The sequence below is a fragment of the Streptomyces griseicoloratus genome (assembly GCF_014534645.1).
Classification (GTDB): domain Bacteria; phylum Actinomycetota; class Actinomycetes; order Streptomycetales; family Streptomycetaceae; genus Streptomyces; species Streptomyces griseicoloratus.
This window is the reverse complement of sequence record NZ_JACVQF010000209.1, coordinates 51,018-70,976: the sequence shown is the minus strand read 5'-3', so window position 1 is coordinate 70,976 and position 19,959 is coordinate 51,018. Positions and strand designations below refer to the sequence as shown.

At 71.8% G+C, this 19,959-nt stretch carries 15 protein-coding genes; 10 read left to right on the top strand and 5 right to left on the bottom strand.

Features of this window, described 5'->3' with window-relative positions; genetic code table 11:
- The first annotated feature begins 187 nt into the window (after window positions 1–187).
- From ligA to H0H10_RS24245, 4 genes are all read left to right on the top strand, one after another.
- The gene (gene ligA / locus H0H10_RS24260) at window positions 188–2,278 is read left to right on the top strand and encodes an NAD-dependent DNA ligase LigA (RefSeq protein WP_223180344.1); all 2,091 of its coding nucleotides are present in this window, start codon (window positions 188–190) and stop codon (window positions 2,276–2,278) included.
- 64 nt (window positions 2,279–2,342) lie between these two features.
- Complete coding sequence (locus H0H10_RS24255; protein WP_373566862.1) at window positions 2,343–4,142, top strand: FUSC family protein; 1,800 nt, start codon at window positions 2,343–2,345, stop codon at window positions 4,140–4,142.
- A gap of 121 nt (window positions 4,143–4,263) precedes the next feature.
- A complete protein-coding gene (locus H0H10_RS24250) occupies window positions 4,264–4,782 on the top strand; it encodes an SRPBCC family protein (RefSeq protein WP_188183209.1) in 519 nt (172 codons plus the stop codon).
- A 39-nt stretch (window positions 4,783–4,821) separates the two neighbouring features.
- Window positions 4,822–7,122, top strand: a complete 2,301-nt coding sequence (locus tag H0H10_RS24245) for an FdhF/YdeP family oxidoreductase (protein ID WP_188183208.1) — start codon at window positions 4,822–4,824, stop codon at window positions 7,120–7,122.
- A 45-nt stretch (window positions 7,123–7,167) separates the two neighbouring features.
- On the opposite strand, the gene H0H10_RS24240 is transcribed toward H0H10_RS24245, so the two are convergent.
- Window positions 7,168–8,355, bottom strand: a complete 1,188-nt coding sequence (locus H0H10_RS24240; RefSeq protein WP_188183207.1) for a molybdopterin molybdotransferase MoeA — start codon at window positions 8,353–8,355, stop codon at window positions 7,168–7,170.
- 451 nt (window positions 8,356–8,806) lie between these two features.
- On the opposite strand from H0H10_RS24240, the gene H0H10_RS24235 reads away from it, so the two are divergent.
- From H0H10_RS24235 to H0H10_RS24220, 4 genes are all read left to right on the top strand, one after another.
- Complete coding sequence (locus H0H10_RS24235; protein WP_188183206.1) at window positions 8,807–11,098, top strand: FdhF/YdeP family oxidoreductase; 2,292 nt, start codon at window positions 8,807–8,809, stop codon at window positions 11,096–11,098.
- Between the two features lie 68 nt (window positions 11,099–11,166).
- Window positions 11,167–12,453 carry an MFS transporter gene (locus H0H10_RS24230; RefSeq protein ID WP_188183205.1) on the top strand — a complete coding sequence of 429 codons (1,287 nt, stop codon included), beginning with the start codon at window positions 11,167–11,169 and terminating at the stop codon, window positions 12,451–12,453.
- On the top strand, window positions 12,441–13,277 hold the full coding sequence (fdhD, locus tag H0H10_RS24225; protein WP_188183204.1) for a formate dehydrogenase accessory sulfurtransferase FdhD: 837 nt from the start codon (window positions 12,441–12,443) through the stop codon (window positions 13,275–13,277). Before H0H10_RS24230 ends, fdhD begins: the two co-directional genes overlap by 13 nt.
- A gap of 76 nt (window positions 13,278–13,353) precedes the next feature.
- Entirely contained in the window at window positions 13,354–14,292 is a 939-nt protein-coding gene (locus H0H10_RS24220) for a LysR family transcriptional regulator (protein ID WP_188183203.1), read from the top strand.
- A gap of 73 nt (window positions 14,293–14,365) precedes the next feature.
- On the opposite strand, the gene H0H10_RS24215 is transcribed toward H0H10_RS24220, so the two are convergent.
- Window positions 14,366–14,758 (bottom strand): DUF6463 family protein, encoded by a 393-nt coding sequence (locus tag H0H10_RS24215; protein WP_188183202.1) that lies wholly within the window; start codon window positions 14,756–14,758, stop codon window positions 14,366–14,368.
- Window positions 14,755–15,330, bottom strand: coding sequence for a TetR/AcrR family transcriptional regulator (locus H0H10_RS24210; protein ID WP_188183201.1), 576 nt, complete (start codon window positions 15,328–15,330; stop codon window positions 14,755–14,757). The genes H0H10_RS24215 and H0H10_RS24210 overlap by 4 nt, the downstream gene beginning before the upstream one ends.
- 155 nt (window positions 15,331–15,485) lie before the next feature.
- Here H0H10_RS24210 and H0H10_RS24205 point away from each other — a divergent pair, with 155 nt between their 5' ends.
- Complete coding sequence (locus H0H10_RS24205) at window positions 15,486–15,938, top strand: MmpS family transport accessory protein (protein ID WP_188183200.1); 453 nt, start codon at window positions 15,486–15,488, stop codon at window positions 15,936–15,938.
- A 72-nt stretch (window positions 15,939–16,010) separates the two neighbouring features.
- Here H0H10_RS24205 and htpG read toward each other — a convergent pair whose 3' ends face one another.
- Window positions 16,011–17,909, bottom strand: a complete 1,899-nt coding sequence (gene htpG / locus H0H10_RS24200; protein ID WP_188183199.1) for a molecular chaperone HtpG — start codon at window positions 17,907–17,909, stop codon at window positions 16,011–16,013.
- 80 nt (window positions 17,910–17,989) lie between these two features.
- Window positions 17,990–18,634: a CatB-related O-acetyltransferase gene (locus H0H10_RS24195; protein ID WP_188183198.1), complete on the bottom strand. Its 645-nt coding sequence runs from the start codon at window positions 18,632–18,634 to the stop codon at window positions 17,990–17,992.
- A 186-nt stretch (window positions 18,635–18,820) separates the two neighbouring features.
- On the opposite strand from H0H10_RS24195, the gene H0H10_RS24190 reads away from it, so the two are divergent.
- The gene (locus H0H10_RS24190) at window positions 18,821–19,807 is read left to right on the top strand and encodes an adenosine kinase (RefSeq protein ID WP_188183197.1); all 987 of its coding nucleotides are present in this window, start codon (window positions 18,821–18,823) and stop codon (window positions 19,805–19,807) included.
- The last annotated feature ends 152 nt before the right edge of the window (window positions 19,808–19,959 follow it).

Genomic DNA, 19,959 nt, shown 5'->3' with positions numbered 1-19,959 from the left:
TGACCGGTTCCGGAGTGATTTCTGGGAGTTCTCTGAGAGGGACCGCCGGCCCGTCGGAAACCTGGTGCCGACTGTCGGTCCCGTGAGGTGTGATCGGCCATGACGATTGCGCCGGACGTTCAGCGGGAGGCGGGCGGAGTCCGTCGCGGGCGGTGCGTTGTCAGTGGTGGGCGGCATGATGCCGCTCATGACAGTTCCTGCAGCAGTGATCGTGGATGCCGCCGCCTACGCGCAGGCGGTCGAGGATGCCGTGAGCGCGGCGGCCGCGTACTACACGGGCGGCTCCTCGCACCTCGACGACGACGCCTACGACCGGTTGGTGCGCGGGATCGCCGCGTGGGAGGCCGAGCACCCCGACGGGATACGGCCCGACTCCCCCACCGGGAAGGTCGCCGGTGGCGCGGTGGAGGGCGATGTGCCGCACACCGTGCCGATGCTCAGCCTCGACAACGTGTTCTCATCGGAGGAGTTCACCGCCTGGACCGCCTCCCTGGCGCGTCGCACGGGCCGCGACGTCACACGGTTCGGCGTCGGGCCGAAGCTGGACGGGCTCGCGGTCGCCGCCCGCTACCGCGACGGCCGCCTCACCCGGCTGATCACCCGTGGTGACGGCACGGCCGGGGAGGACGTCTCCCATGCCATCGGCACCGTCCAGGGGCTGCCCGAGTCGCTGGCCGAGCCGGTCACCGTGGAGGTGCGCGGTGAAGTCCTCATGACGACGGCCCAGTTCGAGCACGCGAACGAGGTGCGGACGGCACACGGCGGGCAGCCGTTCGCCAACCCGCGCAACGCGGCCGCGGGCACGCTGCGCGCCAAGGAGCGCTCCTACACCGTTCCCATGACGTTCTTCGGCTACGGTCTGCTGCCCCTGCCGGACACCGACGCGGCCCTCGCCGCGGATCTGACCGAGCTCGCTCACAGCGACCTGATGTCCATGGCGGCCGGCCTCGGCGTGCACACCAGCGCCCGTACGGCGGTCCCGGACGTCGTCGTCGAGACGCCCGAACAGGTCGTGGCCCGGGTCCAGGAGATCGCCGCGGTCCGTGCCGAGTTGCCGTTCGGCATCGACGGGGTCGTCGTCAAGGCCGACCTCGCCGCCGACCAGCGGGCCGCCGGGTCCGGTTCCCGGGCACCCCGGTGGGCCGTCGCCTACAAGCTGCCGGCCGTGGAGAAGATCACCCGGCTGCTGGAGGTGGAGTGGAACGTCGGCCGCACCGGCATCATCGCCCCGCGTGCCGTCCTCGAACCGGTGGTCATAGACGGCTCCACGATCACCTACGCCACCCTGCACAACCCGGCCGACATCACCCGCCGCGGGCTGCGCCTGGGCGACCACGTCATGGTCCACCGCGCCGGCGACGTCATCCCCCGCATCGAGGCACCGGTCGCCCACCTGCGCACGGGCGACGAGCAGCCCATCGCGTTCCCCGAGCGGTGCCCGCGCTGCGGGTCCGGCATCGACACGAGCGAGGAGCGCTGGCGCTGTGCCCAGGGCCGCAACTGCCATCTGGTCGCCTCTCTCGCCTACGCCGCGGGCCGCGACCAGCTGGACATCGAGGGCCTGGGCGCCACCCGGGTCGTCCAGCTCGTCGAGTCGGGTCTGGTCGCCGATCTCGCCGACCTGTTCGCTCTCCGGCGCGAGCAGCTGCTCTCCCTGGAGCGCATGGGTGAGACCAGTACCGACAATCTGCTCGCCGCGATCGCCAAGGCCAAGGAGCAGCCGCTGTCGCGGGTGCTGTGCGCGCTGGGTGTACGGGGCACCGGCCGGTCCATGTCCCGGCGCATCGCCCGTCACTTCGCCACCATGGAGAACATCCGGGCCGCCGACGCCGACGCGATGCAGCGGGTGGAGGGCATCGGATCGGAGAAGGCCCCCTCGATCGTCGCGGAGATCGCGGAGCTGGCCCCGCTCATCGACAGGCTCGCGGCAGCCGGTGTCAACATGACCGAGCCCGGCGCGACCCCGCCTCCGGCCGCCGACGCCGTCCCGGACGCCGACGGCACGAGCGCGGGCCCGGCTGCGGACGGCCCGCTGGCGGGGATGACGGTGGTGGTCACCGGGGCGATGACCGGGATCCTGGAGAAGCTCACGCGCAACCAGATGAACGAACTCATCGAGCGGGCCGGCGGACGTTCCTCCTCCAGCGTCTCCAAGAAGACGACGCTCGTCGTCGCGGGCGAGGGCGCCGGTTCCAAGCGGGCCAAGGCCGAACAGCTCGGCATCCGCCTGTCCACCCCGGACGAGTTCGCCACCCTGGTCGCCGGCCTCGTCGGCTGAACCGGCACCCGGGCCCGCGGAACGGATCGGCCCGATCCGGCAGCGTACGAGGTATACACCAGGCATGCCGCGTATGCACCGTTCCGTCCGCCCCGGGTCCCGGCGCGGCCGGCGGCGTCCGGCTGCCGGTGTGCGGCGTGTGCTCTCGCCCCGGGGTGCGCTGACACTGCACGACGTGGACGGGGCGTTCCTCTTCGCCGTACGGGCCGCCCTGGCGATGGGGCTGGTCGCCCTGCCGATCGCGCTGGCGGGGCGTGCCGACCTCGCGGTGTACGCCATGCTGGGCTCCTTCACCACCACCTTCGGCCGGAACCTGCCCTACCCGCGCCGCGCCCGTGTCCTCGCGGTGGTGGCCGTGGCCATGACGGCGTGCGTGGGCTGCGGTTCGCTGCTCGCGGTGTGGGCCGGCCCGCAGCGGGGTGCGGCCGGAGCCGTCGTGGTGGTCGCGGCGACGGCGCTGGTGGCGGGGGCGGCGAAGTTCGTCTGCGACGCCACGAGGCTGAGCGGGCTCGGTGCGGTCCTGCTGCTGTTCTCGTTCGCGGTGGCGGCGAACGCCTCGCCCACGCCCGCCGACGTGCTCCCGTACACCGGGCTCGCGGCGGTGGGCGCGGCATGCGCCTGGCTGCTGGGCGTCGCCGGGCGGCTGGTCCATCCGGACCGGCCGCAACGCCTGGCGGTCGCCGCGGCACTGCGCGCACTCGCCGAACTCCTGGAAGCGTCCGCCGCCGGCGCGGAGGTGCCCCGGCGGATCCGGCACCGGGCCACCGTCGCCGTGCTCCACGCCTACCGCTGTCTCGGGTGTCCCCCACCGGAACACGATCGACGTCCCGGCCCCCGCCACGACGCGGTCTTCCTGCGCCTCACCGATCTGTCCTGGACCCTGCTCGTCCGCACGGCACGGCAGACACCCGACGACCCGGCCCGCACCGCACGGCTGCTGCGCCGGCAGGCCCGCCTCCTGATGGACCGCCGGCGCCGCATTCCGCGGGAGCTGCGCGAACTGCCCTTGGATCCCGGGGCTCCGTCGCCGTTCCGGACGGCAGGGCGCGGGGCCCCGCGCCCTGCGCCGGCGGCCGCGGCGCGCGGCCGCACCGCGGCCGAGCGCGCCACCGAGCTGCTGATCGGACTCCCGAACGGGCCGCGCCACCGGGCCGCGCTCGCCGTTCCCGCGCTGCGGATGGCCCTGGGCACCGGCGCGGCCGGAGGGGTCGCCGTTCTCCTGCACCTTCAGCACGGCTACTGGGCGGCGGTCTCGGCCGCCGCCGTCCTGCATTCGGTCAACGTCCGCACCACCGCCCAGCGTGCCGTCCAGCGCACCCTGGGCACGCTGGCCGGGCTGCTGCTCGCACTCGGCGTGCTGGCCGCGCATCCGAGCCCGACGGCACTCGCCGTGGTGATCGTCGCTCTGGAGTTTCTGCTGGAGTACGTCGTGGCCCGCAACTACGCCCTCGGGGTCGTCTTCCTCACCCCGATGGCCCTGCTCCTGAGCGACCTGGCGGCCCCCGCGCCGGCGGGGGAACTGGTCCTGGACCGGGTGCTCGGCAGTGTCACCGGAATGGCCGTGGGACTGCTCTGCGCACTGCTCGTGGTCCACGACCGGGCCGCCGCACGTGTGGAGCACGCCCTCGCCGCCTGCCGGGCAGCCGCCGAGCAGGCCGAACGGTCCCTCGCCGACCGGGCCGGGCCACCGCCCCCGGACATCCAGGTCCGCCTGGTGGAGACCGCCGTCGAGCTGCGCGATGCCGACGACGCCGCCGCGGGCGAGCTGTGGCCGGCCGAGATCGACCCGTCCGAACTCGCGGCCGCCGAACAGCGTGCCTACGTCCTGCTCGACCGCCTGAACCGCCGCCGGCCCCGATCCTGACGGCCGGGAGCCCGAGCGGGCCGGGCGCCCTGCGCCGGGCGCGTTCCGTGGATCCTCGCGTGGCGCCCCGCCGGCGAGGCGGTGACACTGAGGACAGCAGCGCCTGACGACGGGTGGAGCCATGCATACCGTTGAAGAGACGATCGACGTCGCGGTGCCGGTGAGCACCGCCTACAACCAGTGGACGCAGTTCAAGAGCTTCCCCCGGTTCGCGTCCGTGGTGACGAAGGTCGAGCAGCTCCGGCCCAATCTCACCCACTGGGTGATCCGTTTGGGTCCGGTGCGGCGCGACTTCGTGGCGGAGATCGTGGAGCAGGTGCCCGACTCGCACGTGGTGTGGCGGAGCATGGACCGGACGTCCCGCCACCGGGGTGAGGTGACGTTCCGTGCGACGGCACCGGACCGTACCTCGATCACCGTACGCCTGCGGGTCGAGCCCAAGGGAGTCCGCGGGCGCCTGGCGCACGCCTCCGGTGTCACCCGTCGTGTGCTGCGGGCCGAGCTCGGTCACTTCAAGGACTTCATCGAAGGCCTGGGGCAGGAGTGCGGCACCTGGCGGGGGGTCATCCGGGGCGGCCACGTCCAGCCTTCGGAGCCGGCACCGCCCAGAAGCCGAGTGGCCCACTGGCCTGTCGGCTGACGCACCTGTCCGGGAGCGAGAGAGCGAGAGAAACGCCCGATGAAGCAGCCACCGAGCGAAGAGCCGGAGGAGTCGCTGACCGTGACTCCGCCCAAGAAGTGGGCGGCGGGAGTGCCCGCGGTGACCCATGCGCTGGAGTACTCCCTCGAGGAGACGTCGGTCCTGCGGGCCGGGCGCACCCTGCTGACCATGAACCAGGTGGACGGCATCGACTGCCCCGGCTGCGCCTGGGCGGATCCCTCTCCCGGGCACAGGCACCGCAACGAGTACTGCGAGAACGGCGCCAAGCACATCAACGACGAGGCGACGACCCGGCGCATCACCGCGGAGTTCTTCCGCAGACACTCGGTCACGGAGCTGGGCCGGCGGTCCGATCTGTGGCTCAACCAGCAGGGCCGGCTCACCGAGCCGATGGTCAAGCGGCCCGATTCGGATCACTACGAGCCCATCAGCTGGCACGACGCCCTGGGGCTGCTCGCCGGGGAGCTCAAGGCGCTGGACTCCCCCGACGAGGCGGTCTTCTACACGTCGGGGCGGGTGAGCAACGAGGCCGCGTTCGTCCTGCAGCTGTTCGCCAGGTCCTTCGGCACCAACAACCTGCCCGACTGCAGCAACATGTGCCACGAGTCCAGCGGCTTCGCCCTGCACGAGACCCTGGGCACGGGCAAGGGGACCGTGAGCCTGGAGGACCTGCACCACGCCGACCTGATCTTCCTGGTGGGGCAGAATCCCGGCTCCAACCATCCACGGCAGCTGTCGGCGCTGGAACACGCCAAGGGCAACGGCGCCCGCATCATCGCGGTGAACCCCCTGCCGGAGGCCGGACTGCTGCGGTTCAAGAACCCCCAGAACGTCCGCGGGGTGGCCGGGCACGGGGTCCGGATCGCCGACCGGTTCCTGCACATCCGCAGTGGTGGCGACCTCGCGCTGTTCCAGGGGCTGAACCGGCTGCTGCTGGAGGCGGAGGACGCCCGTCCGGGCACGGTGCTCGCCCACGACTTCATCCGCTCCAACACCAGCGGCTTCGAGGAGTTCGCACGGCACGTCCGCGGCATCGCCTGGGAGGACGTCCTCACCGCGACCGGCCTCACCCGCAAGGAGATCGAGAAGGTCCGGGACGAGGTCCTGCGCAGCGAACGCGTCATCGTCTGCTGGGCCATGGGTGTGACCCAGCAGAGGCACGCGGTCCCCACCATCCGGGAGATCGTCAACTTCCTGTTGCTGCGCGGGAACCTCGGCAGGGCCGGAGCGGGGGCCTGCCCGGTGCGCGGGCACAGCAACGTCCAGGGCGACCGCACCATGGGCATCTGGGAGCGGATGCCCGACTCCTTCCTCGACGCGCTGCAACAGGAGTTCGGCTTCGACCCGCCGCGGGCCCACGGGCTCGATTCGGTGAACGCCATCCGGGCGATGCACGAGGGCCGTATCAAGGTCTTCCTCGGTGTCGCGGGCAACTTCGTCCGTGCCGCTCCGGACAGTGCCGTCACCGAGGACGCCATGCGCAGGTGCGACCTGACCGCCCACATCTCCACCAAGCTCAACAGGTCCCACACGGTCTGCGGCCGGACCGCGCTCATCCTGCCGACCCTGGGCCGCACCGAACGGGACATCCAGGCCACCGGCGAGCAGTTCGTCACGGTCGAGAACTCGATGAGCGAGGTGCACACCTCCCGCGGCCGTCTGGAACCGGCCTCCAGCGTCCTGCTCAGCGAGGTCGCGATCCTGTGCCGGCTCGCCCGCCGGACCCTGGAGGGCAGGACCTCGATCCCGTGGGACACCTTCGAGAGCGACTACGGGGCCATCCGCGACCGGATCTCCCACATCGTGCCGGGACTGCACGACTTCAACCGCCGGGTGGTCCGTCCGGGCGGCATCAGGCTGCCCAACCCCGTCAACGAGGGCGTGTACCCCACTCCCGTCGGCAAGGCCCTGTTCACCTGCAACGCCTGGGAGATGTCGCACGCCCCCGAGGGACACCTGCTGCTGCAGACCCTCCGCTCCCACGACCAGTGGAACACCATCCCCTACACGGAGAACGACCGCTACCGGGGCATCCACGGAAGCCGCCGAGTGGTTCTGGTGAACCCTCAGGACGTGACCCGGCTCGGCCTGGAGAAGGGACAGCGGGTGGACCTGGTGAGTGTGTGGGACGGCGGTGCGGAGCGCCGCACCGAGGGCTTCGAGGTGGTGCCCTACCCGACGACACCCGGCTGCGCGGCCGCGTACTACCCCGAGACCAATGTCCTGCTGCCACTGGACAGCGTGGCCGAGATCAGCAACCAGCCGACGGCGAAGGGCATCGTCGTACGGCTGGAGCCGACGGTCATGAGCACGGTGTGAGGGCCGTACGGAGGTGTCTTCCGCCCGGACGGGGCCGGTGGCCGGTCACCGTCCGGGCACGTCGAGTACCTCCAGGGGATCCCCGGCGGCCACACCGCCGGGCGGGACCACCGCGAGACCGTCGGCGAACGCCAGCCCCCGCAGCATCGCCGGCCCGTCGAACGGCAGCGGCACCATCCCGTGGTCCGTGCGGAGCACGGGCAGCAGCCGGGTGTCCCCGGGGCGGCCCGGCAGCGCGGCGGCGGCGACCGTGGTGAGCGGCCTGTCGGCCAGGTGCCCGCCGAGGCGTCGCAGCAGTGGCACCGCCAGGGTCACCGCGCCGGCCACGGCGGCCAGCGGGTTGCCGGGCAGGCCGACCAGCCGGCGGGTCCGGCCGTCCACGGCCGGCGGCAACTCGGCCAGCAGCATCGGGTGGCCGGGCCGTACGGCGACGGAGTCGACCAGCAGGCGGGCGCCCATCTCGTCGAGGGTGTCGTGCAGGTGGTCCACGGGTCCGGCGGCGGTACTGCCCGTGGTGACCACGACGTCGGCGCGGGAGTGCTGCACGGCCTCGCGCAGCAGGCCCGCGTCGTCCGCCACCATGCGGCGGCCGGTCACCTCGGCGCCGCAGCCGCGCAGCCACGGTGGCAGCAGCGGGCCGAGCGCGTCACGGACCCGCCCGTCGCGAGGCGGACCGTGCTCCAGCAACTCGTCGCCGAGCACCAGGAGTTCCACGGTCGGGCGGCGGTGCACGGCCAGCCGGTCGTATCCGGCCGCCGCCGCCAGGCCCAGCACGGCCGGGGTGACCGTGGTGCCGGCGGGGAGCAGCGGTTCGCCCGAGCGGCACTCCTGGCCGCGCGGCCGGATGTCGCGGCCCGGAACCGGGGCGGCCGGCCCCGGGGAGCGGTCCCGCAGCATGCCGCTGTGGTCCTCCGCCTCACCGTGTTCCCGGCGTAGTACGGCCGTCGCACCGACCGGGAGCCGGGCGCCGGTGGCGATCGGCACGGCGGTGCCGGCGCCCAGCTGCCCGGAGTGGCCGCCGGCCAGGATCCGGCCGTCCCGCAGCCGCCACGGCCCCGGTCCGGCCACGGCCCAGCCGTCCATCGCGGACGTGTCGAACGGCGGGAGGTCGGTGAGCGCGGCCAACGGCTCGGCGAGGGCATGACCGAGAGCGTCGGCGAGGCCCCGGGTGACGACGGGCAGCGGGCCCGCGGCACTGCCGCCGGCGACCGATCGGGCCCGTTCCCATGCCATGGCGGGCCCCGGTCCGCCGCCTGCGGCCGGAACCGGCTCCCGTCCCCCGCCGCCCGCCGAGGTCGTGCGTGCGCCTGTCGTGCGGTTCGGGTTGCACCCGTCGGTGAGAGAGGCCCTCGGGGCCGTGGGCAGGCCGGCCGTGCTGTCCCGAACCGCCATCGCGATCGTCTCCCTGCGGACACCGAATTACTCGCTTCCCGAGTACCGTCGGCGAATTCTTCCGGGAAGTCAAAAAGGCATTCCCGATGGCGCGATCGGCGCCGGTTATGACCCTGGTGACCAGTACTGGAGTGGCGATAAGCGTCGGCTATCAGGTCATCGGGGAAGCCTTTTTGACTTCCTGTGACGGATCGGCAAAGGATGCATCCGCACCGGGAGCCGGATATTCACGGACCGCAAAGCAGGGGGGAGAACCCGCGCTTTGCGCACGGCAGAAAGAGGCAGACCAGACATGAGCAGCATCGAGGACCCCGTCGACGACCTCCGGGTCACCCCGCCGAAGACCTGGGCGACGGGTCTGCCCGCCGTGACGCACGCGCTCGAGTACTCCCTGGGCCAGACCTCCCCGCGGCGTACCGCGCTGACCCTGCTGAACATCAACCAGGCCAAGGGAATCGACTGTCCCGGCTGCGCCTGGCCCGAGCCCGCACCGGGCAAGCGGCACATGAACGAGTACTGCGAGAACGGTGCCAAGCACATCAACGACGAGGCCACCTCGCGGCGGATCACCCGGGACTTCTTCCGTGAGTACTCGGTCGCCGAGCTGGACCGCAGGTCCGACTACTGGCTGAACCAGCAGGGCCGGCTCACCGAGCCGATGGTCAAGCGGCCCGGCGCCACCCACTACGAGCCGATCGGCTGGGACGAGGCGCTGGAACTGCTCGCCCGGGAGCTCAAGGGGCTGGACTCCCCCGACGAGGCCCTCTTCTACGTGTCCGGCCGGCTGAACAACGAGGCCGCCTTCCTCCTGCAGCTCTTCGCCCGCGCGTACGGCACCAACAACCTGCCGGACTGCTCCAACATGTGTCACGAGTCCAGCGGGTCCGCGCTGCACGAGACGCTGGGCATCGGCAAGGGCAGCGTCTCGCTGGACGACATCCACAACGCCGACCTGGTCTTCGTCGTCGGTCAGAACCCGGGCACCAACCATCCGCGGATGCTGTCGGCGCTGGAGGTGACCAAGCGCAACGGCGGGCAGGTCGTCGCGGTCAACACGCTCCCCGAGGCGGGGCTGATGCGCTTCAAGCACCCGCAGAAGGCCCGTGGGCTGGTCGGTCGCGGCACGCCGATCGCCGACCAGTTCCTGCACATACGCGCCGGCGGCGACCTCGCCCTGTTCCAGGCCCTGAACCGGCTGCTGCTGGAGGCCGAGGACGCCGCGCCCGGCACGGTCCTCGACCACGCGTTCATCGACGGCTGCACCACCGGCTTCGAGGCGTTCGCCGCGCAGGCCGCCAAGACGTCCTGGGACGACGTGCTGGCCGCCACCGGGCTGTCCCGCGAGGAGATCGAGACCGTCTGCGACCGGGTCCTGAGGAGCGAGAAGATCATCGTGTGCTGGGCGATGGGACTGACCCAGCACAAGCACGGGGTGCCGACCATCCGGGAAGTCGTCAACTTCCTGATGCTCCGCGGCAACATCGGCAGGCCCGGCGCAGGGGTGTGCCCGGTGCGCGGCCACAGCAACGTCCAGGGCGACCGCACCATGGGCGTGTGGGAGCGGATGCCGCAGGAGTTCCTCGACTCCCTGGAGCGCGAGTTCGGCTTCACCCCGCCCGCGCATCACGGCCTGGACGCGGTCAACGGCATCCGGGCCATGTACGAGGGCCGCGCCAAGGTCTTCCTCGGTGTGGCCGGCAACTTCGTACGGGCCACGCCCGACAGCGCGGTCACCGAGGAGGCGATGCGCAACTGCCGGCTGACGGCGCACGTCTCCACCAAGCTCAACCGCTCCCACACCGTCTGCGGCGACACCGCGCTGATCCTTCCCACGCTGGGCCGCAGCGACCGGGACGTCCAGGCCACGGGCGAGCAGTTCGTCACCGTCGAGGACTCGATGAGCGACGTCCACGCCTCCCGGGGGAAGCTGCCCCCGGCCTCGCCGCACCTCCTCAGCGAGGTGGCGATCATCAGCCGGCTGGCGCGCAGGACCCTCGGGGACACGCCTCCCCTGCCCTGGGAGGAGTTCGAGGCGGACTACGGCACCATCCGGGACCGGATCTCACGCGTCGTGCCGGGCTTCGAGGACTTCAACGCCCGGGTGGCCCGGCCGGGCGGCTTCACGCTGCCCAACCCGGTGAACAGCAGGGTCTTCCGCACCCCGAGCGGCAAGGCCGTCTTCACCTGCAACGAGTTCACGATGCCGCACGTCCCCAAGGGGCATCTGCTGCTGCAGACCCTGCGCTCGCACGACCAGTGGAACACCGTCTGGTACGCCCCGAACGACCGCTACCGCGGCATCCACAACGCCCGCCGCGTGGTGCTCGTCAATCCCGCCGACCTGGAAGCCCTCGGGATCGCCGACGGCGACGAGGTGGACCTGGTGAGCGTCTGGCACGACGGGAGGGAGCGCCGGGCGGAGGACTTCCGGGCCGTGGGCTACCCCACGAGTCGCGGCTCCGCGGCGTCGTACTACCCCGAGACCAATGTCCTGGTCCCGCTGGACAGCGTCGCCGACATCAGCAACTGCCCCACGTCCAAAGGGGTCGTGGTCCGCCTGGAACCCGTCCGCAACCCCCGCTGAGCCGAGCGCCGGCCCTCCCGCGGGAACCGGCGAGAAGCACCCCGCGTTCGGAAAGGAAACCGTCCTGCATGCCCTCATCCCCCGCCGCGCGCTGCTGGTTTCCGGCGGCGGCCGCGGTGAGCACGGCCGGATGGGGCGCGAACCAGTTCACCCCGCTCGCGGCCGTGTACCGGACGCAGCAGCACTGGCCCGCCCTCCCGGTCGCGGCCATGTTCACCACGTACCTGCTGGGACTGCTGCCCGGCCTGCTGCTGGGCGGACCGGCCGCGAACCGGCTCGGAAGACGACGCGTGGTACGGCCCGCGCTGGTGCTGTCCGCCGCCGCCAGCGGCCTGCTGGCGACGGCGGCCCTCTCGCAGAGCGCCGTGTACGTCAGCCGTCTGGCCACCGGCGTGGCGGCCGGGGTGGTCCTGACCGCGGGCACCACCTGGCTGCGGGAACTCTCCGCGCACCCGGCGGCCGGCGTCCGCCGTGCGACGTACGCCACGGGCGGCGGCTTCGCCGCCGGAGCCCTGACGGCCGGTGCCGTGGCCGAACGGCTGCCGCACCCGACGGTGCTGCCCTGTCTCGTTCATTCGCTGCTCGCCCTGCTGGCCCTCGCCGCGACCCGCCGCGTTCCGGAGACCGCGCCGTCACCGCGCGGCACCTGGGCGCAGACGCTCACGGCGAGCCCGTACCGAGCGGCCGTCCGCCACCCGCGCTTCACGCGGGTGGTGCTTCCCGCGAGCCCGGCGGTCTTCACCGCCTCCACGGTGGCGTACGTCGTACTGCCCTCGCTGGTGGCCGACCGGGTCCCGGACCACGCGCCGGTGTTCAGCGGCCTGGTGACGGCGCTGACGCTCGGCGTGGGCGTCGCCGTGCAGCCCCTGGCCGACCGGATGGACCATGCCGGCAGTGCACGGGCGACGCTCGCCGCGATGGCCGCCGTGATCGGCGGACTGCTGGTGAGCGCCTGCGCCGCGCACCTGGACTCGGCACGTCTCGTCCTGGCCGCGGCGGCGCTCCTGGGGGCCGGGTACGGCCTCACTCTGTCGTCGGGGCTGAGGGAGATCGAACGACTGGCGCCGCCGGCGGTCCTTCCCTCGGCCGCGTCCCTCTACCACGGCGCCACCTACAGCGGCTTTCTCACTCCGCTCCTGCTCGCCGTCACGGCCGGGGCGGCTTCCTACCCGGCCCTGCTGACCGGCCTGGCGGCCGTGGGCCTGCTGTGCCTGGTGATCACGGCGCGGTACAGCCGTCGCCATCTCCCCCCGACGGCGGCCGGATGTGCCGAGCCGTGGCACCGGGCCGATCACGTGATACCGAAACCGCCGGAGCGCCGCTCCGAGGAGAGGAGCCGACCATGGGGCGAGTGACCGTACGGCGGCGGGTGCTGCGGGTCCGGGAGGGGACCGCGTCACCTCGTCCGGACACCCTGGCCGCCGAGGAGCCGATGGAGATCCGGGTCGGCGGGCGCCCGCTCACGGTGACCATGCGCACGCCGGGCGACGACTTCGACCTCGCAGCCGGGTTCCTGGTGAGCGAAGGGGTGGTGCACGCCGCCGACGCCGTCGCCGCGATCCGCTACTGCGCGGGCGCCACGGCCGACGGCGGCAACACCTACAACGTGGTGGACGTCGTCCTGGGCCGAGGCGTGGCCCCTCCGGACGCGTCGCTGGAGCGGAACTTCTACACCACGTCCTCGTGCGGGCTGTGCGGCAAGGCGAGCCTGGACGCGGTGCGCACGCAGGCGGCGTGGTCCGTCGCCGAGGACCCGCTGCGCGTCGGCCCGGAGACGCTGACGGCCCTCCCGGACCGTCTGCGGGCGGCCCAGCGGGTGTTCGACAGCACCGGCGGGCTGCACGCCGCGGGTCTCTTCTCGGCCGACGGGGAGCTGCTGTGCCTGCGGGAGGACGTCGGCCGGCACAACGCCGTGGACAAGGTCGTCGGCCATGCCCTCAGGTCGGGGCTGCTGCCGCTGCGCGAGACGGTGCTGATGGTCAGCGGCCGGGCCTCGTTCGAGCTGGTGCAGAAGGCGGTGATGGCCGGGATCCCCGTGCTGGCGGCCGTCTCCGCCCCGTCCTCGCTCGCGGTGGACCTCGCCGCGGAGAGCGGACTGACCCTGATCGGGTTCCTGCGCGGCGCCTCGATGAACGTCTACACCGGCGCCGGGCGACTGCTGCCGCTGCCCGTGTCCTGAGCCGCGTCCCGCCGGGGGCCGCGCACGCCGCCGGCGCCGACTGGCGTTCCGCCGGGCCGTCCGGTACACCCATGGAGTGCTGTTCCGTCAACTCGAGTACCTGGTCGCCCTCTCGCGGGAGCGTCATTTCGCTCGTGCCGCCCAGAGCTGCCACGTCTCCCAGCCCGCGCTCTCCGAAGCGATCCGGAAGCTGGAGGAGGAGCTGGACGTACCGCTCGTCCGGCGCGGCCGCAAGTACGAGGGCCTGACGCCCGAGGGCGAACGCATCGTGGTCTGGGCGCAGCGGATCCTGGCCGACCGGGACGCCCTCAAGAACGAGGTCGGCGCCCTGCGCACCGGGCTGAGCGGCAGGATGCGCATCGGGGCGGTCCCGACCGCGTCGGGTGCCGTCTCCCTGCTGACCGGACCGTTCTGCGCGGCGCACCCGCTGGTCACCGTGGAGGTCAAGGCGGACCTCCAGTCGGAGGACATTCTGCGGCAGTTGCAGCGCTTCGAGATCGACGCCGGAGTCACCTATGTGCACAAGGACCTGCCGGAGGGTTTCCAGGCGGTTCCGCTGTACGAGGAGCGTTATGTGCTGCTGACCACCGCCGCCGACGGCCTGGCCCGTCCGGCGACGGCGACCTGGGCGGAGGCCGCGCGACTGCCGCTGTGCCTGCTGACCGAGGCCATGCAGGGGCGGCGGGTCCTGGACGAGGCGTTCGCGGAGGTCGGCGTGCGGCCGTCGCCCCGGGTCGAGACCGATTCGGTGGCGGCCCTGTTCGCCCACGTGCGGACGGGCCGCTGGGCGAGCGTCGTACCGCGGACCTGGCTGCACGTCTTCGGCGTCCCGCACGGCATGCGGGCGGTGCCGCTGACCGAGCCGGCCCGGACGGTGCCGGTCGGGCTGGTGACCACGACCAGGGAGCCCGGGTCGGTCATGGCCCGTGCGCTGACGGACATCGCGCGGCGCACCGACATCGCCGCCGCCCTGGAACGCCTCCCCGGGGAGCAGCTTCCCGAGCGTGATTCCTGAATCGGGAGGGTGACGGTCATGCGGGTGTCCGCGGCGCCGCACGCCGCAGCGGGAGCAGCGCGCCTCGGCGCCCTCAGGGCCGCGTCGCTCCGGTACCGCGGGTGGCCGCGAGCCCGAGAACGCCGATGGCGAGCAGGGGCCAGCCGCCCGTGACGGGGAAGTAGACGACGGTCAGGGGCACGCCGAGACCCAGCAGGTACCACCCGATCTGCGCGGGCAGGTGGCCGGTCGTACGCACGACGTGCCGGGCCAGCGTGCCGAGCGCGAGGAGCGCGACGCCGGCCACCATCCACCAGATGCTGAACTCGCGGGCGAAGTAGTCCTCGGCGTCGGTGTCCACGACGCTGCGGAAGAAGCCGTCACGGACGATGGCGCCCCAGGCGTGGGGCTGGGCGAAGGCCCAGGCGAAGTGGAGCACCGCTGTGGCGATGATCAGCCGTGGGACCCATCGGGCCAGTGCGTTCACGGGGTGTCCTCCCACTCGTGCGCTTCGTGCGGATCGTGCGGGGCCAGGCGCAGGGCCAGGGCGTAGATGTCGCGCAGGCCGGGCGCGGGGACGGGCGGGACGACCTGCTGGGCGCCGACGAGGACCAGGTAGAGCAGCCTGGCCATGGGCTCGACGTCGGCCTCCGGGCCGCCGAGTTCGCGCCACAGGGTGCGCAGGTAGTCGATGCGCGACCGGTCCACCCGTTCCTGGAGGGCGTGGACCTCGGGATCCTGCAGGGCCCAGGCCCGGATGGCGATCTCGACCGCGTCGCTGCCGCTCTTGTCGTCGAGGACGAGTCCGAGCAGGTGCAGAAGCCTGTGCCGGGCCGAGGCGCCGGCGCTTTCGGCGTCGGAGACGAAGCGGCTGGTGTGCTCGGTCTCGAAGTGGGTGAGCAGGTCGGTCTTGAAGCCCGCCATGCCCTTGAAGTGGTGGTAGAAGGAGCCCTTGGTCAGGCCGAGTTCACCGCACAGCCGCTCGATGGTCAGGGCCCGCGCGCCGTCCTGTTCCAGCACGGCGAGTCCGGCCTCCAGCCAGTCCCGTCTGCTCGCCATGGACCGACCGTACCATACGGAATGGTATGGAATTGATGCCGCCGTGGACGACCCCGCTGACCAGCAACTTCCCGCGGTTGATAACAAATTGACTTTGCTTCACCTTTACTGTTGTGTGCCGCTTGCACAGTCCGCGTGACCTGGGGGGTCATTCCATGAACCGCATCAGCCGCTCCATCGCCGCCGCGCTCGTCGCGGGTGGTCTCGTCCTCGGCCTCGGCGCCTGCTCGGACGTCGCCGACGAGGCCGCCGAGAAGGTCGAGGACGAGGTGGTCGAGGAGGTCGACAAGCAGCTCAAGGAGGAGTACGAGGTCACCTACGAGGTGACCGGCGCCGAGGTGGACTCCATCGAGTTCAACGCGGGCGGCGGCGATGCGGCGAACCCGAAGCTCGAGACGGTGAAGAACCCCACGCTGCCCTGGAAGAAGACGGTGACGCTGCGGGGCATCGAGGCGCCGACCGTCCTGCCGGTGGCCCTGGACGCCACCGGCGGCTCCGCCAAGCTCACCTGCAAGATCGTGTACAAGGGCAAGACCCTGGTCGAGGAGTCCGACGCGGGCGTGGTCTCCGCCGCCGGCTGCGTCGCCGTCTCCCCGATCGCCGGCTGAGCAGCGGCGGTGAGGGCCCGGGGTGGTCGGACGACCGCCCCGGGCCCTCACCGCGCACGCCGAACCGGCGTCCTACAGCGTGCGTTCCAGACGGTCCGCCACCAGCTTCACGAACCGCGCCGGCTCCTTCGGCTGGCCGCCCTCGGCGAGTACCGCCAGAGCGTGGAGCAGTTCCGCGGTCTCCGTGAGTTCCGTGCGGTCCTCGCGCTCCGTGTAGGCGCGGTTGAGGGCCTTCACCAGCTGGTGTTCCGGGTTGAGTTCGAGGATCCGCTTGGCCCGGGGGACCTCCTGGCCCATCGCCCGGTACATGTTCTCCAGCGCGGGCGTCAGGTCGTGCGCGTCGGAGACGACGCAGGCCGGCGAGACCGTGAGGCGGGAGGAGAGGCGGACCTCCTTGACGTCCTCGCCCAGGTGCTCCGTCATCCAGCCGAGCAGACCGGCGTACTCCTCGCTCTGCCGCTCCTTCTCGGCGTCGTCCTTCCCGTCGTCGCCTGCGCCGAGGTCGATGTCGCCCTTGGCCACCGACCGCAGCCGCTTGCCCTCGAACTCCCCGACGGCGTCGGCCCACACCTCGTCGACGGGGTCGGTGAGCAGCAGCACCTCGACACCCTTGGCCCGGAACGCCTCCATGTGCGGGGAGTTCTCGATGGCCTCCCGGGACTCGCCCGTCATGAAGTAGATGGCGTCCTGCCCGTCCTTCATCCGCTCCACGTACTGCTTCAGCGTGGTCGGCTCGTCGGTGTCCCGGGTGGTCGCGAAGGAGGCGACGGCGAGGATCGCGTCACGGTTCTCGGAGTCGGTGACCAGCCCTTCCTTCAGGACGGCGCCGAACTCCCGCCAGAACGTGGTGTAGCGCTCCGGCGCGGACGCCATCATGTCCTTGACCGTCGACAGCACCTTCTTCGTCAGGCGGCGCTGCATCATGCGGATGTGGCGGTCCTGCTGGAGGATCTCGCGGGAGACGTTGAGCGAGAGGTCCTGCGCGTCGACGACGCCCTTGACGAAGCGCAGGTACGGCGGCAGCAGTTCCTCGCAGTCGTCCATGATGAAGACGCGCTTGACGTAGAGCTGCACGCCCCGCTGGTACCCCTGGGTGAACAGGTCGTGCGGGGCGTGGGCGGGCACGAACAGCAGCGCCTGGTACTCGAAGGTGCCCTCCGCCTGCAGCCGGATCGTCTCCAGCGGTTCGCGCCAGTCGTGGCTGATGTGCTTGTAGAGCTCGTGGTACTCGTCGTCGGACACCTTGTCGCGCGGACGCGCCCACAGGGCCTTCATCGAGTTGAGCGTCTCGGCCTCACGGGACTCGCCGTCGTCGCCCGCTTCGGGCATCAGCCGGATGGGCCAGGTGATGAAGTCCGAGTACCGCTTGACGATCTCCTTCACCTTCCACGGTGAGGTGTAGTCGTGGAGCTGGTTCTCGGAGTCCGCGGGCTTGAGGCGCAGGGTGACCGCGGTGCCCTGCGGTGCCTCGTCGACCGTCTCCAGCGTGTACGTGCCCTCGCCCCGGGACGTCCACCGGGTGCCCTGCGTCTCGCCCGCGCGCCGGGTCAGCAGGGTGACCTCGTCCGCCACCATGAAGGCCGAGTAGAAGCCCACGCCGAACTGTCCGATGAGCCCGTCGGCCCCGGCGGCGTCCTTGGCCTCGCGCAGCTCCTGGAGGAACTTGGCCGTGCCCGAGTTGGCGATGGTGCCGATGAGCTGCGTGACCTCGTCGTAGGACATCCCGATGCCGTTGTCCCGCACGGTGAGGGTACGGGCCTCCTTGTCGACGTCGATCTCGATGTGCAGGTCGGTCACGTCGGCGTCGGGGGTGTCGTCGCGCAGGGCGGCGAGGCGCAGCTTGTCCAGCGCGTCGGAGGCGTTGGAGACGAGCTCGCGCAGGAAGACGTCCTTGTTCGAGTAGACCGAGTGAATCATCAGCTGCAGGAGCTGACGCGCCTCTACCTGGAACTCAAACGTTTCGGTCGGCATGGTTGGTGAGTACCTCACAGGTCGCAGTGCTGCACTGGTGGAGGCAACTTTAAAACAGCCCGGGTCGTCCGGGGCGGCCGTCAGACGTCGCCCGGGGCGGCTGCTTCGAGGTCGGCGATGCTGCCGGACATGATCGTCCGCACGTGGTCGGTGATGTGTTCCGCCGGCCAGTCCCACCAGGCCACGGCCAGCAGCCGGGCGATGTCCGCGCCGCTGTAGCGGGTGCGGATGAGCCGGGCCGGGTTGCCGCCGACGATGCCGTAGTCGGGGACGTCCGCGGTGACCACGGAACCGGCACCGATGATCGCTCCGTGCCCGATCCGCACGCCGGGCATCACCGTGGCGCCGTGACCGAACCAGACGTCGTTGCCCACCACCGTGTCCCCGCGGTTCGGCAGGCCGGTGAGCAGGTCGAAGTGCTCGGACCACGAGCCGCCCATGGTGGGGAACGGGAAGGTGGAGGGACCGTCCATGCGGTGGTTGGCGCCGTTCATGATGAACCGCACCCCCGTTCCCAGCGCGCAGAACTTGCCGATGACCAGCTTCTCGGGCCCGTAGTGATACAGCACGTTCCGCGTCTCGAACGCGGTCGCGTCGTCGGGGTCGTCGTAGTAGGAGTACTCCCCCACCTCGATCAGCGGGGACTTCACCAGCGGTCCGAGCAGGACCACCCTCGGCTGGTCGGGCAGCGGATGGAGCACCGTCGGGTCGGCGGGTACGGGCATGGCAGGCGTTTCCTCACGGGTTGCGTGTCGGCTCGCCGTCCATGATCGCTGCCAGGTCCCGGGTGGCACACCTGAATTACCGGACGCCGGGCCCCGACAGGGCTTGCAGAGAATTTCTGCAAGCACTTGCCACGGGCGTGACCGGCTGTTTGACTCGGCTGCCGACGACGGCCCGAGAGGACACCCATGACCACCGACACCGACGTCCTCGTCCTGGGCGGCGCGGGCGTGGACACGATCGTCCACGTTCCCGGACTGCCGCTCCCCTTCGCCGACAGCTACATGATCCGGCCCGGCATCGAGACCCGGCCGGGACAGAGCGGCGACTTCGCGGCGCTCGGGCTGACCGCCCTGGGACTGCGCACCCACCACCTCGACATGCTCGGCGACGACCACGAGGGGGACCTGGTCCGCGCCCTCCACCACGACCGGGGCATCGCCCTCACGGCGATTCCCCAGCCGGCGGGCACCAAGCGCGCGGTCAACCTCGTCGGTCCCGACGGACGGCGTCTGTCCCTGTACGACGCGACCCGCTCCCAGGAGTCCGACCGGCTTCCCGAGACGACGGTGCGCGAACTGGCCGCCGCCAGCCGGCACGCGCATGTGGTGATCACCCATCCGTGCGCACACGCCCTGCCCCTGCTGCGGGAGGCCGGGATCACCCTCTCGACCGATCTGCACGACTGGGACGGCGTCAACCCCTACCACGAGCCGTTCGCCCTGGCGGCGGACCTCGTCTTCCTCTCCACCACCGCGCTCGCCGACCCCGTCCGCACCATGCGGGAGATCGCCGAGCGCGGCCGGGCCCGGATCGTGGTCGCCACGGCGGGCGCGGAGGGGGCGTACCTGCTGGCCGACGACGTCCTGACGCACGTGCCGGCCGTCGCTCCGCCGGCACCGGTGGTGGACTCCAATGGCGCGGGCGACGCCTTCGCCTCCGCCTTCCTGTTCGGCTGGCTCGACGGGGAGGACCCGCGGCGCTGCGCCCGGTACGGGGCCATTGCCGGGGCCCACGCCTGCACCGTGCCGTCGACCCGCACCGACTCCATCGGCCGGGACGAACTGCTCGCCCGCGCGGCGGAGTTGGACGGCGCGGCGGTGCAGGTCATGAGCGTTTCAAGAAGTCCGGTCGCCGATGTTGACTCGCAGTCAGGGCGGGTGCAGATTACTTAACGGTAGAACCGCTCGGTAACCCACGTCCGGTACTCCGCGGCCGCCGACGCGCGTCCGTTCACCCCGACGCGACCACCGGCCCGCTTCCCCACCTGAGCCGCCGCACCCCCACAGATCAGCACTCAGCCCGGGCACCGCCGTGCCCGGCTCCC

Excerpts from the sequence above, each read along its gene's own strand:
- ligA (WP_223180344.1), top strand. The coding sequence starts at position 188 with ATGACAGTTCCTGCAGCAGTGATCGTGGATGCCGCCGCCTACGCGCAG.
- H0H10_RS24255 (WP_373566862.1), top strand. The coding sequence starts at position 2,343 with ATGCCGCGTATGCACCGTTCCGTCCGCCCCGGGTCCCGGCGCGGCCGG.
- H0H10_RS24250 (WP_188183209.1), top strand. The coding sequence starts at position 4,264 with ATGCATACCGTTGAAGAGACGATCGACGTCGCGGTGCCGGTGAGCACC.
- H0H10_RS24245 (WP_188183208.1), top strand. The coding sequence starts at position 4,822 with ATGAAGCAGCCACCGAGCGAAGAGCCGGAGGAGTCGCTGACCGTGACT.
- H0H10_RS24240 (WP_188183207.1), bottom strand. The coding sequence starts at position 8,355 with ATGGCATGGGAACGGGCCCGATCGGTCGCCGGCGGCAGTGCCGCGGGC.
- H0H10_RS24235 (WP_188183206.1), top strand. The coding sequence starts at position 8,807 with ATGAGCAGCATCGAGGACCCCGTCGACGACCTCCGGGTCACCCCGCCG.
- H0H10_RS24230 (WP_188183205.1), top strand. The coding sequence starts at position 11,167 with ATGCCCTCATCCCCCGCCGCGCGCTGCTGGTTTCCGGCGGCGGCCGCG.
- fdhD (WP_188183204.1), top strand. The coding sequence starts at position 12,441 with ATGGGGCGAGTGACCGTACGGCGGCGGGTGCTGCGGGTCCGGGAGGGG.
- H0H10_RS24210 (WP_188183201.1), bottom strand. The coding sequence starts at position 15,330 with ATGGCGAGCAGACGGGACTGGCTGGAGGCCGGACTCGCCGTGCTGGAA.
- H0H10_RS24205 (WP_188183200.1), top strand. The coding sequence starts at position 15,486 with ATGAACCGCATCAGCCGCTCCATCGCCGCCGCGCTCGTCGCGGGTGGT.
- htpG (WP_188183199.1), bottom strand. The coding sequence starts at position 17,909 with ATGCCGACCGAAACGTTTGAGTTCCAGGTAGAGGCGCGTCAGCTCCTG.
- H0H10_RS24195 (WP_188183198.1), bottom strand. The coding sequence starts at position 18,634 with ATGCCCGTACCCGCCGACCCGACGGTGCTCCATCCGCTGCCCGACCAG.
- H0H10_RS24190 (WP_188183197.1), top strand. The coding sequence starts at position 18,821 with ATGACCACCGACACCGACGTCCTCGTCCTGGGCGGCGCGGGCGTGGAC.